The 17433-nt window shown below is 66.3% G+C and carries 17 protein-coding genes; 13 read left to right on the top strand and 4 right to left on the bottom strand.

The features are described from left to right. Positions 1–68 precede the first annotated feature (68 nt). The 4 genes from AYJ57_RS13545 (at position 69) to AYJ57_RS13530 (ending at position 2342) form a co-directional block, all read left to right on the top strand. Complete coding sequence (locus AYJ57_RS13545) at positions 69–1256, top strand: pyridoxal phosphate-dependent aminotransferase (RefSeq protein ID WP_066106266.1); 1188 nt, start codon at positions 69–71, stop codon at positions 1254–1256. Between the two features lie 18 nt (positions 1257–1274). Continuing rightward, on the top strand, positions 1275–1622 hold the full coding sequence (locus AYJ57_RS13540; protein ID WP_066106263.1) for a TfoX/Sxy family protein: 348 nt from the start codon (positions 1275–1277) through the stop codon (positions 1620–1622). A gap of 120 nt (positions 1623–1742) precedes the next feature. Further along, complete coding sequence (locus AYJ57_RS13535; protein WP_066106261.1) at positions 1743–1922, top strand: YqaE/Pmp3 family membrane protein; 180 nt, start codon at positions 1743–1745, stop codon at positions 1920–1922. Between the two features lie 18 nt (positions 1923–1940). Further along, positions 1941–2342: a DUF4112 domain-containing protein gene (locus AYJ57_RS13530; RefSeq protein WP_066106259.1), complete on the top strand. Its 402-nt coding sequence runs from the start codon at positions 1941–1943 to the stop codon at positions 2340–2342. Positions 2343–2444: 102 nt separating this feature from the next. Here the strand turns inward: AYJ57_RS13530 and ndk are convergent, their stop codons facing one another. Further along, entirely contained in the window at positions 2445–2867 is a 423-nt protein-coding gene (ndk, locus tag AYJ57_RS13525; protein ID WP_066106256.1) for a nucleoside-diphosphate kinase, read from the bottom strand. Positions 2868–3191: 324 nt separating this feature from the next. On the opposite strand from ndk, the gene AYJ57_RS13520 reads away from it, so the two are divergent. From AYJ57_RS13520 to AYJ57_RS13510, 3 genes are all read left to right on the top strand, one after another. Next, on the top strand, positions 3192–5066 hold the full coding sequence (locus AYJ57_RS13520) for an ABC-F family ATP-binding cassette domain-containing protein (protein ID WP_066107106.1): 1875 nt from the start codon (positions 3192–3194) through the stop codon (positions 5064–5066). A 49-nt stretch (positions 5067–5115) separates the two neighbouring features. Then, positions 5116–5739 carry a MarC family protein gene (locus AYJ57_RS13515; RefSeq protein ID WP_066106253.1) on the top strand — a complete coding sequence of 208 codons (624 nt, stop codon included), beginning with the start codon at positions 5116–5118 and terminating at the stop codon, positions 5737–5739. 87 nt (positions 5740–5826) lie between these two features. Next, positions 5827–6411: a retropepsin-like aspartic protease family protein gene (locus AYJ57_RS13510; protein ID WP_066106250.1), complete on the top strand. Its 585-nt coding sequence runs from the start codon at positions 5827–5829 to the stop codon at positions 6409–6411. Positions 6412–6414: 3 nt separating this feature from the next. On the opposite strand, the gene AYJ57_RS13505 is transcribed toward AYJ57_RS13510, so the two are convergent. The 3 genes from AYJ57_RS13505 to AYJ57_RS13495 form a co-directional block, all read right to left on the bottom strand. Next, positions 6415–7074 carry a Crp/Fnr family transcriptional regulator gene (locus AYJ57_RS13505; protein ID WP_066106247.1) on the bottom strand — a complete coding sequence of 220 codons (660 nt, stop codon included), beginning with the start codon at positions 7072–7074 and terminating at the stop codon, positions 6415–6417. Between the two features lie 510 nt (positions 7075–7584). Next, a complete protein-coding gene (locus AYJ57_RS13500; protein WP_066106244.1) occupies positions 7585–8043 on the bottom strand; it encodes a DNA polymerase III subunit chi in 459 nt (152 codons plus the stop codon). A 67-nt stretch (positions 8044–8110) separates the two neighbouring features. Then, the gene (locus AYJ57_RS13495) at positions 8111–9583 is read right to left on the bottom strand and encodes a leucyl aminopeptidase (protein ID WP_066106241.1); all 1473 of its coding nucleotides are present in this window, start codon (positions 9581–9583) and stop codon (positions 8111–8113) included. A gap of 162 nt (positions 9584–9745) precedes the next feature. On the opposite strand from AYJ57_RS13495, the gene lptF reads away from it, so the two are divergent. The 6 genes from lptF (at position 9746) to rsmA (ending at position 17248) form a co-directional block, all read left to right on the top strand. Continuing rightward, entirely contained in the window at positions 9746–10870 is a 1125-nt protein-coding gene (lptF, locus tag AYJ57_RS13490; protein ID WP_066106238.1) for an LPS export ABC transporter permease LptF, read from the top strand. Beyond that, entirely contained in the window at positions 10867–11961 is a 1095-nt protein-coding gene (gene lptG / locus AYJ57_RS13485) for an LPS export ABC transporter permease LptG (protein WP_066106236.1), read from the top strand. Before lptF ends, lptG begins: the two co-directional genes overlap by 4 nt. Further along, on the top strand, positions 11958–14126 hold the full coding sequence (locus AYJ57_RS13480; protein ID WP_066106233.1) for an LPS-assembly protein LptD: 2169 nt from the start codon (positions 11958–11960) through the stop codon (positions 14124–14126). Before lptG ends, AYJ57_RS13480 begins: the two co-directional genes overlap by 4 nt. Then, on the top strand, positions 14117–15355 hold the full coding sequence (locus tag AYJ57_RS13475) for a peptidylprolyl isomerase (protein WP_066106230.1): 1239 nt from the start codon (positions 14117–14119) through the stop codon (positions 15353–15355). Before AYJ57_RS13480 ends, AYJ57_RS13475 begins: the two co-directional genes overlap by 10 nt. Further along, positions 15352–16338 (top strand): 4-hydroxythreonine-4-phosphate dehydrogenase PdxA, encoded by a 987-nt coding sequence (pdxA, locus tag AYJ57_RS13470; RefSeq protein ID WP_066106227.1) that lies wholly within the window; start codon positions 15352–15354, stop codon positions 16336–16338. The genes AYJ57_RS13475 and pdxA overlap by 4 nt, the downstream gene beginning before the upstream one ends. A 70-nt stretch (positions 16339–16408) precedes the next feature. Next, on the top strand, positions 16409–17248 hold the full coding sequence (gene rsmA / locus AYJ57_RS13465) for a 16S rRNA (adenine(1518)-N(6)/adenine(1519)-N(6))-dimethyltransferase RsmA (RefSeq protein WP_066106224.1): 840 nt from the start codon (positions 16409–16411) through the stop codon (positions 17246–17248). Positions 17249–17433 lie beyond the last annotated feature (185 nt).

The raw sequence follows: 17433 nt of genomic DNA, 5'->3' as shown, positions 1-17433 counted from the left end.
CCTACGCTCTTGCCGCCCCCCGGACGCTCTGGCACAAAGTCACCCATAGCACAGTCCGGAGCCGCGCCATGCCGACCCTTTCCAGCCGCATCACCTCTCTCAACGCCGGGGGCGGCGACGGCTGGGAGATCTTCTACAAGGCCCGCGCGCTGGTCGCCGCAGGGCAGCCGGTCACCGAGCTGACCATCGGCGAGCCCGACACAAAGACCGATCCCGCGATTCTTGCCGAGATGCACCGCGCCGCCAGCGCCGGGCACACCGGCTATGCGGTGGTTCCCGGCACCCCTGCGCTGCGCGATGCCATCGCCGCGCGGGTCACCGAGCGCAGCGGCGTGCCGACCACGCGCGCGAACGTGCTGGTCACCCCCGGTGGTCAGTCGGCGCTTTTCGCCGCGCATATGGCGGCCTGCACTCCGGGCGGCGCCGCGCTGATGGTCGAGCCGCATTACGTCACCTATCCCGGCACCATCCGCGCCGCCGGGGCGATCCCCCACAGCGTGCAGACCCGCCCCGAGCGCAGCTTCTTTCCCGATCCTGCCGACCTGCGCCGCAGCGCCGTCGCCAGCGGCGCAAGCTCGCTGCTGATCAACACGCCCAACAACCCCACCGGCGCGGTCTACCCCCGCGAAACGCTGACCGGCATCGCCGATTTGGCACGAGAGCAGGACCTCTGGGTGATCTCCGACGAGGTCTACGACACGCAGATCTGGGAGGGCGCCCACCTCAGCCCCCGCGCCCTGCCCGGCATGGCCGAGCGCACCATGGTGATCGGCTCGCTGTCGAAAAGCCACGCGATGACCGGCAGCCGCATCGGCTGGCTGATCGCGCCCGAAGCGGCGATCTCGGCGCTGATCGATCTGGCCACCAACACCACCTACGGCGTGCCCGGCTACATTCAGGACGCCGCGCTTTATGCGCTCACCGCGGATGCCACGCTGGAGCCGCGCGTCGCCGAGCCGTTCCGCCGCCGCCGCGCGCTGGCGCAGGGCATCCTCGCCGCGCAGACCACCGTTGGCCTCGTGCCCTCGGGCGGCGCCATGTATCTCTTCCTCGACGTGCGCGCGACCGGCCTTTCCGGCATCGCTTTCGCCGACGCTCTGCTCGACGCGCACCGCATTGCGGTCATGCCGGGCGAGAGCTTCGGCCCCTCGGCAGCGGGCTTCATCCGCGTCGCGCTCACCCTGCCCGACGCGCAGTTTTCCGAGGCGCTCTCGACGCTGGCCGGTTTCGCCGCCGGTCTCGCCAAGGCCGCCTGAGCAATGGCAGCCTAGCGCATGTCCGGCACACCGATCTCGAGCATCCGCAACCTTGGGCCCGCGATGGAGGGCGCCTGCATAAACGCGGGCATTCCCGACGCCGAAACCCTGCGCGAGATCGGCGCGGATGCCGCTTACGGGCGGCTTCTCGCCCAAGGCACCAAGCCGCATTTCATCGGCTATTACGTGCTGCATATGGCGCTGCAGGGGCGTCCGTGGAACGATTGCCGCGGCAAGGAGAAAGAGGCCCTGCGCCTGCGGTTCGACGCGCTGGTCGCAGAGCACACAGCCCAAGCCCCGCTCTCCGGGATCGAGGCGATCCTTGACGAGATCGGCGTCGTAGACCCCGGCAAGAAAACCCGCTAAATCACATTATTTAAATATATTTCAATACCTTGAGGCGCATTCCATCGACCCTCAAGGAACCAGCCCCCGAGTTTGCGTGTTGGCCCTGCAACGACGAACACAACCGCAACGGAGACTGACATGGACCTGATCCGCATCATCCTCTCGATCATTCTTCCCCCCCTCGGCGTCTTTCTGCAGGTGGGTCTGGGCAAGCATTTCTGGATCAACATCCTGCTGACCATCCTCGGCTATATCCCGGGCATCGTGCACGCCATCTGGATCATCGCGCGCACCGGCCCCAAGCAGCAGAGCGTGTAAGCGCGGAGGGCCCCAGCCATGAGCATTTCACAGTCTGATCTCGCGCGGCTCGACCGCATCGATCGCTGGGCACGGCGCATGGACCGGGCCTACCGCATCCCCTTCACGCCGATCCGGTTCGGCTGGGACGCGGTGCTGGGCCTCGTGCCCGGCGTGGGTGACACGCTCGCCCTCGCGCCGGCGGTCTGGATCGTGAAAGAGGCCCGCGAGATGGGCGCGCCCGCGCCGCTGCTGGCGCAGATGGGCGGCAATATCGCGGTCGACTGGATCGTCGGTTTGCTGCCGCTGGTGGGCGATATTCTCGACATCGGCTACCGCGCCAATACCCGCAACGCCATGCTGCTGCGCGACTGGGCGCAGAGCCGCGTGGCGGCAGCGGGCAGCGGCCCCGCAAGGCCTGTTCGCCCTGCAGTTGCCTGACGCTGCATTGCCGCGCCAGATGAACCTGCCAAACGCAAAAGGGCGCCCCGAGGGGCGCCCTTTCGTATGTTTCGGTCTCACGACCGGGGTGAGCGAAATCGCTCAGCCGACGAGCTCGAGGCCCGAGAAGAAGTAGGCGATCTCTTCGGCGGCGGTTTCCGGCGCGTCCGAACCGTGCACCGAGTTCTCGCCGACCGACTCGGCGAACTCTGCGCGGATGGTGCCCTCTGCGGCGTCTGCCGGGTTGGTGGCGCCCATCACTTCACGGTTCTTGGCGATTGCGCCTTCACCTTCCAGCACCTGCACGACGACCGGCTCGGAGGCCATGAATTCGCACAGCTCGCCGTAGAACGGACGCTCGGCGTGGACCTTGTAGAACTCGCCGGCCTGTGCCGGGGTCAGCTGGATGCGCTTCTGCGCGACGATGCGCAGGCCAGCTTCTTCGAACTTGGCGTTGATCTTGCCGGTCAGGTTGCGGCGGGTTGCGTCGGGCTTGATGATCGACAGGGTGCGTTCGACGGCCATTTTGGTCTCTCCAATATCGCAAGGCCGGGCGACGGCCCGGCCAGTATTCTCTGCGCAGGGCGTTACCATGGGGTTGATGGATTGGGAAGACCCTGCTGCCCGCCGATGCCTCATTGATAGGCAAAAAAGGGGCGCTGCCCCTCTTGGCCTGCGGCCAATTCACCCCGGCGTATTTGTAAAGAGAAGAAGCGGACGCCCCTTGGTCTTCTTCTCTTTGAAAATACGCACCGCGCGACGTGACCGCCGGGAGGCGCGCCCCGGCAAAGGCGCTATGCGTGCAAAGGGGGATGTTGCCCGCCCGCGGCCTCTGCTATGGGCAGCCTCATGCTGAGTATTCGAGACATCTCCTATTCCGTCGAAGGCCGCCCTCTGCTCGAGGAAGCCTCTGCCGTGATTCCCGCCGGCCACAAGGTCGGCCTCGTCGGCCCCAATGGCGCTGGCAAGACCACGCTCTTCCGCCTGATCCGCGGCGAGCTGACGCTCGACGGCGGCGAGCTTGAGCTGCCCGCCCGCGCCAAGATCGGCGGCGTTGCGCAGGAGGCGCCGGCCTCGGATGTCTCGCTGATCGAGACGGTTCTAGCCTGCGATCTTGAACGCGCCGCGCTGATGGCCGAGGCCGAGACCGCCACCGACGCGCATCGTATCGCCGAGGTGCAGACGCGGCTGGCGGATATCGACGCGTGGTCTGCCGAGGCGCGCGCCGCCACCATCCTCAAGGGCCTTGGCTTTGACGAGGCGGCGCAACAGCGCCCCTGCTCGGATTTCTCGGGCGGCTGGCGGATGCGCGTGGCACTTGCGGGCGTGCTCTTTGCCGAGCCCGACCTGCTGCTGCTCGACGAGCCGACCAACTACCTCGACCTCGAAGGCGCGCTCTGGCTCGAGAGCTATTTGCAGAGCTACCCGCATACGGTCATCGTGATCAGCCACGACCGCGGCCTGCTGAACCGGGCCGTCGGTGCGATCCTGCATCTCGAAGACCGCAAGCTGGTGCTCTATCAGGGCAATTACGACACGTTCGCCCGCACCCGCGCCGAGCGCCGTGCGGTGCAGGCCGCCATGGCCAAGAAGCAGGACGACCGCCGCGCCCACCTGCAGAAATTCGTCGACCGTTTCCGCGCCAAGGCCTCGAAGGCCCGGCAGGCGCAGGCGCGGGTGAAGATGCTGGAGAAGATGGAGCGGATCACCGCCCCCGAGGATGTGGCAAAGCGCGTCTTCACCTTTCCGCAGCCCGACGAGCTGTCGCCGCCCATTCTGGCGCTGGAGGATGCCTCCACCGGCTATGGCGAGACCGTCGTGCTGCGCAAACTGTCGCTGCGCATCGATCAGGACGACCGCATCGCGCTGCTGGGCCGCAACGGTCAGGGCAAGTCGACGCTGTCGAAGCTCTTTGCCGGGCGGCTGGATCTGATGGGCGGCAAGATGACGTCGAGCTCGAAACTGCGCATCGGCTATTTCGCCCAGCATCAGGTGGACGAGCTGCATCTCGTCGAGACCCCGCTGCAGCACTTGCAGCGCGAGCGCCCCGAGACCGCGCCGCCGAAGCTGCGTGCGCAACTGGCGGGCTTCGGGCTTGGCGCCGATCAGGCGGAGACGGAAGTCGGCCGCCTCTCGGGCGGGCAGAAGGCGCGTCTGTCGCTGTTGCTGGCGACGCTCGATGCGCCGCATATGCTGATCCTCGACGAGCCGACCAACCACCTCGACATCGAAAGCCGCGAGGCGCTGGTCGAGGCGCTCACCGCCTATTCCGGCGCGGTGATCCTCGTGTCGCACGACATGCACCTGCTGGGGCTGGTCGCCGACCGGCTGTGGCTGGTCAAGGACGGCACGGTGACGCCCTATGAGGAAGACCTCGAAGCCTACCGCAAGCTGCTGCTGACGCAGGACAAGCCCGAGAAACCCGGCAAGGCGGCAAAGGCTGCCGAAAAGGCCGCCGCCGCCAAGCCCAAGCGCCCGAGCCGCGACGAGATGCAGGCGCTGCGCTCGGAGGCGCGCAAATGCGAGGAACGGGTCGGCAAGATCGAAGAGATGCGTGAGAAGCTGGCCAAGAAACTGGCCGATCCCGCGCTCTATGAGGATGGCCGCGCCGGAGAGCTGGAGACTTGGAACCGCAAATATGCGGAAGTCATGGACGGGCTGCACCGCGCCGAGGCGCTGTGGGAGGCGGCGATGGAGAAGCTGGAGACCGCTCAGGCCAGCTGAGCCCTTCGTTTCTCTGGACAGGCGGGCGTCGAGCCCATAGCCCTTAGTCATGGACATGGCCTTTCTCATCAGCGCCTTCGCCACGCTTTTCGTGGTGATCGACCCGATCGGGTTGACCCCGGTGTTCATCGCGCTGACCCAAGGGGCGGACAGCGCGCATCGCCGGGCTGTGGGCATTCGCGCCTGTATCACCGCGCTGGTGATCCTGATGCTCTTTGCCTTCTTCGGCGAGGCGGTGCTGGGCTTCATCGGCATCTCCATGCCCGCCTTCCGCATCTCGGGCGGGCTGCTGCTGTTCCTGACCGCGCTCGACATGCTGTTCGAGCGGCGCACCAAGCGCCGCGAGGATAAGGTCGAGGATGAGGTGATGCCCGACCCTTCGGTGTTTCCCATCGCCATTCCCCTGATCGCCGGTCCTGGCGCCATCGCCTCGATCATCCTGCTGATGGGCCAGTCGGACGGCGCGCTCGAGACCGCCATGGTGCTGGGCGTTCTGGGCGTCGTGCTGCTGATGGTGCTGGGCTGTTTCCTTGTGGCGGGCCCGATGGAGCGCGCACTTGGCCATGTGGGCATCGTGGTGATCACCCGGCTCTTCGGCATGCTGCTGGCGGCGCTTTCGGTGCAGTTTGTCATCGACGGCATCCGCGGCATCGACTGGTCCGGCGTGTTCTAGGCTCCTGCCGCGAGATGCCGCCCCACGCGGGACTCGTAAGCTGCCGCAAGACCCCCTACATTAACCCAATGACAGAAGGAGCGCGCCGTGTCGGGCTATGAGATCGGACGTCTGGGCTATCTGGGGCTGTTGCTGACGGCGCTGGTGATCTGGATGTTCGTGCAGCACCGGGGCCGCATCGGTCAGAAATTGCAGCAACTGGCGGCCTGGGGCCTGATCTTTGTCGCGGTGCTGGCGGCCATCGGCCTTTGGGGAGACATCCGTCAGACGGTCCTGCCGCAGCAGTCGGTCTTTGCCGAGACCGGGCGGATCGAATTGCCGCGCGCGCCCGACGGGCATTATTACCTGACCCTGCAGATCAACGACGTGCCCGTGCGCTTTGTGGTCGACACCGGCGCCAGTGGCGTGGTGCTGACCCGCCGCGATGCCGAGCGTGCCGGGCTGGATCCCGATGCGCTGATCTTCCATTCGCGCGCGCGCACCGCCAATGGCTCTGTCGAAACCGCGCCGGTGAGGCTTGAAAAGGTCACGCTCGGACGGTTCGCGGACAGCGATCTGCCCGCCTATGTCAACGGCGGCGAGATGGACAATTCTCTGCTTGGGATGAGCTATCTGCAGCGTTTCGACCGGCTGGAGATTGCGGGTGGAAAGATGGTGCTGCAGCGGGGCTGAGGCTCAGACGTCGATCTTCAGCCGCTCGCGGTCCAGCACAAGAATCGCACCGCGCCGCAGCTCGATGATCCCCTCTCGGCGCAGATCACCCAGCAGCTTGTTGATGGTCTGCCGCGAGCACCCCACCATGGCGGCAAGGTAGGACTGGCTGAGCCGCGCCTCGGGATGCTCGTCGGTGGTGAACTGATGCAGGTAGATGCACAGCCGCTCTTCGACCGAGAAGAACTGCGCAATGGCCCGCAGCTCGTTGTCGCGTGTCAGGCGGCTTTGCAGGATCGCGGCAGTGTTCCGCACAATCAGCCGCGGCGGCATGTGCCGGAACAACAGCTCGTCGGTGGCCGACAGCACGATGGCATCCGGGAGCGTCCGGCAGGTCGAGGCGCAGCGCGTGCCCGACAGACCTTCGACCTCGCCCAGCACTTCACCGGGATCGGCCACATGCACCACCGCAGCATTGCCCTGCTTGTCGAGATAGATCACCTCGACCCGGCCGCGACCGATCAGGTAGAACACCGGGGTCGGCTCACCCTGCTTGAGGATGTCCGTCGGCGCATCAAAGCGATGCACGGTACAATCGGCGAGGAAGGCCTCTTTCTGCGCAACCGTCAGCCCTTCGAGGAGCGGACAGCCAAGCAGCGCCTGATGATCGATCAAAGATGTCATGAGATCAGTCCGTTACCCGGATTGACGACTTGTGCAAGAACAAAACACGCATGTCATGTGCGGAAAGTTGCAAGCTATTGCAAACGTCGTTCATAAAAGCAGTCATCTTTATAGAATGAAATAGGTAAATGGCCGTTTCAACCCGCCCTGCGCTTCGAGCTTTCGGGAATTTACCCGATGCGCCCAAATCGACCAAGACCGGAATTGAAACAGCCGTTACTCGTATACCCTCACCCTCTTGCGGGTAAACCCGCGCAAGACACCGCCGCAACGCACGAGTCGCACGCCAAGCGGTGTGAACATCTTGTAGGAAATTTTCCGCCACCGCAGTGTAAGCGAGGTGACATTTCTGGTCGAAATTCCGTGGAAAAGTTATAATTTTGATAATCTTTATATGCTGTTGCAATTATGCAAGCATTTATTCTCGCTACACGGGAATGATCAAATCCGCGGACACGCGGGCGGAAAAAATATGCCCGCGAATTCGTCAGTATTCGCAGGAGGTGCCGCTCAGGATTCGGCCTTTTTCTCCCAGCGCCCCGACCCTTCTGACCAATATTGCGCCGTGCAGCCCGCGCCAGTCAGCGCGCGCCACTGCCCGCGGGCCTGCGTCAGCGCGCGCTCGTCCATACCGTCGAAAAGGATGCAGACACGTTCCATCTGCGCGACCTCTTCGGCAGAGACCTCGGCGCCATCCACCGACATCAGGCAGCTCGCGCCATTGGGCAGATCGGCGCGCTCGGTTAGCAGGATCGGCTGCTGCGCATCATGGGCGCCCCCGGCCCTGCCATGCGGAAGAAAACCTTCCTCGGGTCCAAGCCACAGCCGCTCGTCCAGCCAGTCGAGCCGCCCCGGATCGACGCCGCGCACCGCCACCCGCCAGCCTGCCGCCAGAGATTTCTCCAGCAGCATCGGCAGGGTCTCCTCCAGCGGCCTCTGGGTGAGGTGATAGAACATCGCAACGCCCATGGCTCAGGCTCCGTGATCGGCGTGTGGAAGGGGCTCGCGAAAGCGCAGCGCGGCAGCGCCCATGATCTCAGCCCTCGGTCTTTTCGAAACGCTCGCGCACCAGCCGGTCGAGCGACAGCACCCCCCAGCCGGTAGCCCCGGCGGGCGCAAGCAGGGTCGGCGATTTGACCTTGGCGACCCCGGCGATGTCGAGATGGATCCACGGCACATCGTCACGCACAAAGCGCTTGAGGAATTGCGCCGCGGTGATCGACCCGGCGGGACGCCCGCCGATGTTCTTCATGTCCGCCAGCGGAGATTTCAGCATGTCGTCATAGGCTTGGCCCAGCGGCATCCGCCACGCGCCCTCGCCCTCGGTCTCGGCGGCCTTGAGGAAGTCGCGGGCGAAATCGTCTTCATTGGCGTAGACCGCGGCATTCTCATGCCCCAGCGCAACGATGCAGGCGCCGGTGAGCGTGGCCAGATCGACCATCGCGGCGGGCTTCACATGCTCCTGCGCGTACCACAGCACATCGCACAGCACGAGGCGGCCCTCGGCGTCGGTGTTGAGGATCTCGATCGTGTCGCCCTTCATGGATTTCACGATATCGCCGGGCCGCATCGCGGTGCCCGAGGGCATGTTCTCGACCAGCCCCACAAGACCCACCACATGGGCGGGCGCCTTGCGCAGGGCCAGCGCCTTCATCACGCCCGCAACCGTGCCCGCGCCGCCCATGTCCATGGTCATGTCTTCCATGCCCGGCCCCGGCTTCAGCGAGATGCCGCCGGTGTCAAAGACCACGCCCTTGCCGACCAGCGCCAGCGGATCGCCATCGGCCCCCTTCCAGCGCATCACCACCATCTTCGACGGCGCGGCAGATCCCTGCCCCACGGCCAGCAGCGCGTTCATGCCCAGTTCGGCCATACGCGCCTCGTCCAGCACCTCAACCTCGACGCCAAGCGCGGTCAGCGCCTCGAGACGGGCGGCGAACTCTTCGGTGGTCAGCACGTTGGCGGGCTCGCTCACCAGATCGCGGGTAAAGGCGACACCTTCGGCCACCGCCAAGAGCGAGGTCGCAGCGGTTTCGGTCTGCTCGGGCTTTGCGCACAGGATGGTTGCGTTCGCCGGGGTCTCGGCGCTCTCGGACTTGTGATTGACCACCGCGTGGCCGCGCAGCGCCAGCGCCAGCGCCAGATGCGGCAGCCGCGCGGTGCTTTCCCCGACGATGGTCAGCGCCGCCGTTCCGGCGGTTTTCGCCAGCGCGGCCCCGGCCTTTCGTGCCTCGGCGACGCTCGGACGGCGCTCGAGCTTCACGACATCCAGCGCCTCGGCGGCGAGGCCGGTCGGAAAGGCAAGAGTGATCACTTCACCCGCTTTTGCATTTTCCCAACGGTCCGACTCCAGCAGCCGCGCCACGGCGCCCTTCGAAAGACGGTTGAGGCGCCGGGCACCGGGGCTCATCCGGCCCTCAGCGTTGATCAGCAGCGCCAAGCGCCCCTCTCGCTCGGCCAGCCCATCCAGTTCCACCGCCGAAAATTCGAAACCGCGCAGCTCGCTCATCCGCCGTCCTTCCCGTTGTCTGTCGTGTTTGTGTTTGTCTCCGAGTCCTAGTTCGCCGCAATCGGCTTGACCAGAGGCACCTTTTCCGACGATGACCGATCGTCTAGGGTCGTCGCCAAAGGAAAGCCGGGGGAAAATCGAGTGCAGAGATTCGACAGATACATGCTGTCGCAGCTCATGATCCTGTTCGGATTTTTCTCGCTGGTGCTGGTGATGGTCTATTGGGTGAACCGTGCGGTGAACCTCTTTGGCGACCTGATCGCCGATGGGCACACCGGCGGTATTTTCCTCGAGTTCACGCTGCTCAGCCTGCCCGCGGTGATCGGGATCGTGCTGCCCATCGCGGCCTTCGCCGCCGCCGTCTACGTCACCAATCGCGCCAGCAACGATTCGGAACTGACCGTGGTGCAGGCCGCGGGCTTCTCGCCGTGGCGCCTCGCGCGTCCGGTGCTGGTCTTTGGGGTGATCATCGGCGCGATGATGGCGGTGCTGACCCATGCTCTGGTGCCGCTGTCGATCGCCCAGCTGCGCGAGCGGGAGGCCGAGATCTCGGGCTCTGTCTCGGCACGACTGCTGCATGAGGGCACCTTCCTGCACCCCACCAAGGGCGTGACTTTCTACATCCGCGAGATCTCGCCCGAGGGAGAGCTGCGCGACGTCTTTCTGTCGGACCGCCGTCAGGAAGGCCGCGAGGTGATCTACACCGCGCGCACCGCCTATATTCTGCGCGGCAACGGTGGCGACACCATGCTGACCATGGTCGAGGGCATCGCCGAGACACTGCGTCTGTCGGACAACAGCTTGTCGACCACCACGTTCACCGATCTCACCTACGACATTTCTGGCCTGATCACCCCCGACCGCCGCCCCGGACGCCGCGCCCGGCAGATCGGCACGCTGGAACTGCTGACCGACACCGAAGCGGTGGCCGAAGAGGTCAACGACTCGGTCGGCGAAGTGCTGGAAGAGGCGCATATGCGCTTTGAGCAGCCGCTGCTTTGCGTTGTCGCGGCGCTGATCGGCTATGCGGCGCTGATGACCGGCAGTTTCTCGCGCTTTGGCGTCACCCGGCAGATCGTCGGCGCGATCTTCCTGCTGGTGCTGATCAAGATCATCGAAAGCGCGGTCTCGACCCCGGTGCGGGCCAATGGCGCGCTCTGGCCGCTGATCTACCTGCCCAGCATCGCCGGTTTCGCCATCAGCGCGCTGATGCTCTGGCGTGCCGCCCGCCCCCGCCGTCCCAGCGCCGCACGCCGCCGGCAGGCCGCTTCCGGAGCCGCCGCATGATCCTGCACTACTATTTCGCCCGCCGCTTCCTGAAGCTCTTTCTCGCCATTGGCCTGATCTTCGCGCTGTTCTTCTTCCTCGTCGATCTGGTCGAGCAATTGCGGAAATTCGGCGAGAGCGAAGGCTTTGGACAGGTGGTTCACATCACCCTGCTGAAGCTGCCCGAGGGCGTTTACACGATCCTGCCGCTGGTGATCATCCTTGCGGCGATCTCGCTCTGCATCTCGCTGGCGCGCAGTTCCGAACTGGTGGTCAGCCGCGCTGCGGGGCGCTCGGGTCTGGCGGCGCTCATGGGGCCGGTGGGCGTGGCGCTGGCGATCGGCTGCTTTGCCGTGGCGATGGTCAATCCCATCGTCGCTGCCACCTCGAAGCGCGCCGCCGATCTTGAACAGGAATGGGACAGCGACGGCGGCTCGGTGCTGTCGATCGGCTCCGAGGGCCTGTGGCTGCGGCAGGGCGACGAGAACGGCCAGACGGTGATCCGCGCCAGCCGCACCAACCCCGACGCGACGGTGCTTTACGATGTCAGCTTCGTCTCCTACGCGCCGGGCGGCGGACCGGACCAGCGCATCATCGCCGAGCGCGCCCGGCTGGAAGGCGGCGACTGGGTGCTGACCAAGGCCAAGACATGGCCGCTCAGCGGCGCGGTGAACCCCGAGGCCGCCGCGCTCAGCTACGACGAGATGCGGGTGCCCTCGAACCTCACCCAAGACGGCATCCGCGACCGTTTCGGCCAGCCCTCGGCGATCCCGATCTGGGAGCTTCCGGCCTTTATTCGCGGGCTTGAAAACGCGGGCTTCTCGGCGCGGCGGCACATCGTGTGGCTGCAGTCGGAACTGGCCCAGCCGGTGTTTCTGGTGGCTATGGTGCTGGTCGCCGCCGGGTTCACCATGCGCCCGGCACGGCTGGCCAACACCGGGCTTTCGGTGCTCGGGTCCGTCATGCTCGGCTTCGGGCTTTACTACGTCAGGAACTTCGCGCAGATCCTCGGCGAAAACGGGCAGCTGAACCCGCTGCTTGCCGCTTGGGTGCCGCCTGTCGCCGCCTTGCTGCTGGCGCTGGGTCTGGTGCTTCAGATGGAGGAAGGATGACCCCCCACACCCGCCTGCTCGCGGCGGCACTGGCCCTTGGCCTGCCGCTCTGCGCGACCCTTCCCGATGCGCTGCGCGCCCAGACCGCCGTTTCCCCGACCGGCGGCGAACAGAGCGCCACGGCCGCCCTGCTGGTCGCCGATAGCGTCTATGTCGAAAGCGGTAACCGGCTGATCGCCCAAGGCAATGTCGAGGCGCTGCAGGACGGCACCCGGCTGTCCGCCAGCCGTATCATCTACGATCAAGAGGCCGACAGCCTGCAGATCGAAGGGCCGATTCGCATCACCGATGCTTCGGGTAACCTTATGCTGGCCGAGAGCGCCGAGCTTGAAGAAGGGCTGCGCAACGGCATCCTCAGCGGCGCGCGCATGGTGATGAACGAGCAATTGCAGCTGGCCGCCGTCGAGGCGCGCCGCGCCGAGGGCCGTTTCACGCAACTCAGCCGCGTCGCGGTGACCTCCTGTCAGGTCTGCGGCAGGGAAGAGGTTCCGCTTTGGTCGATCCGCGCGCAGCGCGTGGTCCATGACGAGGAAGCCAAGCAGATCTATTTCGAAGGCGCGCAACTGCGGGTGCTTGATGTGCCGGTGTTCTGGGTGCCCAGCATGCGCCTGCCCGACCCCACGCTGAAGCGCACCCGAGGGTTCCTGATCCCGACGTTCCGAAGCTCCACGCTGCTCGGCTTCGGGGTCAAACTGCCCTATTTCGTGCCGATCGGCGAGCATCAGGACGTCACGCTGACGCCCTATATCTCGCCCGTCACAAAGACTCTGGAGGCGCGCTATCGCCGCGCCTTCGCGCGGGGCGATCTGGAACTCAACGGCGCGCTCACCCGCGACACGCTGACCGATGACACCACCCGCGGCTATCTCTTTGCCGAAGGCACATTCGGGCTGCGCAACGAATTCCAGCTTGATCTCGATCTCAAGATGGTCAGCGACGAGGCCTATCTGAACGATTACGACTATGAAGACCTCGACCGGCTGGGCAGCACCATCGAGCTGTCGCGTGCCCGGTCCGATGATCTGCTGCGCTTTGGGCTGTCGCATTACCAATCGCTGCGCGCCTCGGAAAAGGACGAGGAACTGCCGTCGTGGATTTTTGACGGATCTTACGAGAAGCGGTTCTTCCCGGATCGCATCGGCGGCGAGCTGCGGCTCGGCACCGAGCTGCACGGGCATTACCGCACCTCCGACGAGGACATCATCGGGCGCGACGTGGCGCGGCTGACCGCCGAGGCGAGCTGGCGCAAGCGCTGGACGCTGGCGGGCGGCATCCGCATGGGCTGGACCAACAGCCTGTGGTTCGACCGCTACGACTACAGTCAGGACAGCAGCTCGGACAGCGACGTCTCGCGCGTGATGGGAGCCACCGCCGTCGAATTGCGCTGGCCACTGATCCGGCGCGGTGCCGATGGCGCGCGCACGCTGCTCGAGCCGGTGGCGCAATACGCGCTGGTCGGCGGCACGCGGGTCAATATCGTCTCGGATGAGAGCACCCGTGTCGAGTTCGACGAGGGCAACCTGCTGTCGCTGTCGCGCTTTCCCGCTGCCGACCGGCGCGAGCATGGCCAGTCGGTGGCCGCTGGCCTGCGCTGGCTGCACGAGGCTCCCGATGGCTGGCGCGCGGGCATGACCGTCGGGCGGGTCTGGCAGGCGGATGTGGATGAAGACTTCAGCCGCTCGTCCGGTCTCGACAGCAGCCTGTCCGACTGGCTGATCGCCGCAGGCTTCAGCAATGACGCCGGGCTGACCATCTCGGCGCGCGGCCTGCTCGGCGGGATCACCGATTTCAACAAGGCCGAAGCGCGTGTCGACTGGAGCAATGCGCGCATCGATCTTGGCGCCTCTTACCTGCTGCTGGTGCAGGACCCCGACGAGGACCGCGACGAGACGCAATCGGAATGGTCGCTCGATGGCAGCTACCGCTTCGCCCGCAATTGGACCAGCTCGGCAGAATGGCGCTACGACCTTGCCGATCAACGGCTTGACCGCGCTGGTCTGGGCCTGCAATACCGCAATGAATGCGTCCAGGTGGATTTCTCGGTAACGCGCAAATACGCGTCCTCGAGCAACCTGGAACCGTCAACCGATTTCGGCCTTTCCGTCGCGCTGACAGGCTTCGGCACCACGGATAGCGCCAAGGAGTATCGACGCACATGCAAGTGACCCCCGTCCGCTTTTCGGCCCGCCTCCTCCGTTCCGTCCTCTTGGCGGCCGGTCTGGCGCTCGCTCCTGCCGCGCTGCCCGCGCAGGGGCTGTTCTCGCCCGCGATCACCGTCGACGAGATGGTGATCACCAACTACGAGATCCAGCAGCGCGCACGGATGATTGAGGTGCTCAACTCCGGCCAGAACCCGCAGCAGCTGGCACGCGAACAGCTGATCGACGACCGGCTGCGCATGCAGGCCGCCTCCGACGCGGGGATCGCCCCCACCGACGAGGAAATCGAAGACGGGATGAGCGAATTTGCCCAACGCGGCAATCTCGGCCTCGACCAGTTCGTCGCCCTGCTGGCGCAGAACGGCGTCGACGAGCAGACCTTCCGTGATTTCGTCCGCGCCGGTTATGCGTGGCGGCAACTGGTGCAGGCGCGCTTTCAGGCCCGCGCGCAGGTGAGCGACGAAGAGGTCGACCGCGCGCTCTCGGGCACCGGCACCGGCTCGAACGTGCGTGTGCTGCTGTCGGAGATCATCATCCCGATCCGTCCCGGCACCGAGGCGCAGGTGAACAACCTCGCCGAGCGCATCTCGAACTACCGCTCGACCGCCGATTTCTCCGCCGCCGCGCGCGAATATTCGGCCACCGCCACCCGCGGTGAAGGCGGACGGCTGCCGTGGCAGGATCTCAACGACCTGCCGCCCGTGCTGCGCCCGCTGGTGATCGGTCTCGCCCCCGGCGAGGTCACCGATCCGATCCCGATCCAAGGCGCCGTGGCGCTCTTCCAGATGCGTCAGGTCGAAGAGAGCGGCTATTCCGAACCCGAGATCGCCTCGGTCGATTACGCCACTTACTACATGGCCGGTGGCCGCAGCGCCGAGACCCTCGCCAAGGCGCGGGTTCTGGCCAGCAAGATCGACCGCTGCGACGATCTTTATGGCGTCGCCAAGGGCCAGCCCGCCGAGGTGCTGCAGCGCCACCAGCAAGCACCTTCGGAGATCCCCACCGACATCGCCTATGAGCTGTCGAAGCTCGATGCGGGCGAGGTCTCGACCGCGCTGACGCGCTCCAACGGCCAGACGCTGATGTTCCTGATGATGTGCAGCCGCACGCCGGAGGTCACCGCCGACGCCGACCGCCAGCAGGTGAGCGTCGGTCTGCGCAACCAGCGGCTCAACCAGCTCTCCGAGGCCTATCTCGCGCAGCTGCGCGCCAACGCGCGCATCGTCGAGAAATGAGCCCGCACCGGCCCGCTCTGCCCCTCGCGCTGTCGTGCGGCGAGCCCTCGGGCATCGGGCCGGAACTGGCCGAGGCCGCGTGGCAGGCGCTCGGGACCGAGCTGCCGTTCTTCTGGATCGGCGCGCCGCACCACCTGCCGGGCACTGTGCCGCATGTGATCATCGAGCGCCCCGCCGAGGCGCCAGAGGCCGCCACGCGCGGCCTGCCGGTGCTGGTGCAGGAGATGCCCGGGCCCCGCGTGCCGGGCGTGCCGCAGGCAGCGCAGGCCGCTGGTGTCGTCGCCGCCATCGAGCGCGGCGTCGCCCTGTGCCAGCGCGGTGAGGCCGCGGCGCTCTGCACCCTGCCGATCTCGAAGCAAGCGCTGGCGAGCGGCTGCGGCTTCGCTTTCCCCGGCCATACCGAATTTCTCGCCCATCTCGGCCATGTGCCCGAGGTGGTGATGATGCTCGCCTGTCCCGAGCTAAAGGTGGTGCCCGCCACCATCCATATCGCGCTCGAAGAGGTGCCGCAGGCGCTGACCGCCGAGCTGCTCGAGGCCCGGCTGCGCATCACCCATGAGGCCATGGCGGGCTTTGGCATCGCCCGCCCGCGCATCGCCGTGGCCGGGCTTAATCCGCATGCCGGCGAAGGCGGGCGCATGGGCCGGCAAGAGATCGAGATGATCGCGCCGCTGCTGGACCGGCTGCGCGCCGAGGGCATGGATCTGATCGGCCCGCTGCCCGCCGACACGATGTTCCACGCTGCCGCCCGCGCGCGCTATGACGTGGCGGTCTGCATGTATCACGATCAGGCGCTGATCCCGGTGAAGACACTGGGCTTTGACGAGGGCGTCAACGTCACGCTCGGCCTGCCCTTCGTGCGCACCTCGCCCGACCATGGCACTGCCTTCGACATCGCGGGCAAGGGGCTGGCAAATCCCTCCTCGACGCTCGCCGCGCTGCGCATGGCCGCCGAGCTTTCGGCTGGCGCGCCGCAGGGGTAGAGGTATAGAGGGGGCGCTGCCCCCTCGCCCTTCGGGCTCACCCCCGGCGTATTTGGAGAACAATGAAGACATGAGCGGTATCGACGGCCTGCCCCCGCTGCGCGAGGTGATCGCCACCCATCAGCTGAGCGCCAAGAAATCGCTCGGGCAGAACTTCCTGCTCGATCTCAACCTGACCGCCAAGATCGCGCGGGCGGCGGGCGATCTGTCGAATATGGATGTCCTGGAGATCGGTCCCGGCCCCGGCGGGCTCACCCGCGGGCTGCTGGCCGAGGGCGCACGGCGGGTGCTGGCGGTCGAGAAGGACGCGCGCTGCCTGCCCGCGCTCGACGAGATCGTGCTGCACTACGACGGCCGCCTCGAGGTGATCAACGGCGACGCGCTGGAGATCGACCCGCTCGAGCGGCTCACCCCGCCGATCGCCATCTGCGCCAACCTGCCCTACAACGTCGGCACCGAGCTGCTGGTGCGCTGGCTGACGCCGACCGACTGGCCGCCCTTCTGGTCGACCCTGACGCTGATGTTCCAGCGCGAGGTGGCCGAGCGCATCGTCGCGCAGCCCGGCTCGAAGGCCTATGGGCGGCTCGCTCTGCTGGCGCAATGGCGCTGCGAGGCGCGTATCGTAATCAGCCTGCCGCCCTCGGCCTTCACCCCGCCGCCCAAAGTGTCCTCGGCGGTGGTGCATCTGAAAGCCCTGCCCGAGCCGCGCTACCCCGCCGACGCCAAGACCTTGGAGCGGGTCGTCGCCATGGCCTTCAACCAGCGCCGCAAGATGCTGCGCGCCGCGCTGAAGGGGCTGACGCCGGACATCGAGGACAAGCTGCGGGCGGCGGGCATCGAGCCCACCGAGCGCGCCGAGCAGGTCTCGCTCGAGCAATTCTGCGCACTGGCGCGGGTGCTGAAGGGCTGAACTTAAAGTAGCCACGGCAGTCGTGCGTGCGCCGGACCGTGGGGTGGCGCCGCAACCAATGACATGCGCGCTTTATGCCCGCCAAATCCGAAGCACATACGAACGTTTGGCGAGGTCGCCAAAGCGCCAGCCCGCCCGGACGGCGTCGTCCATCGCGCTTGGACCGATGGCGCCACGATAAACGA

It is taken from the genome of Salipiger sp. CCB-MM3, assembly GCF_001687105.1.
Classification (GTDB): Bacteria; Pseudomonadota; Alphaproteobacteria; order Rhodobacterales; family Rhodobacteraceae; genus Salipiger.
Note: the sequence above shows the minus strand (reverse complement) of the source record. Positions and strands in the feature narration are given on the sequence as shown.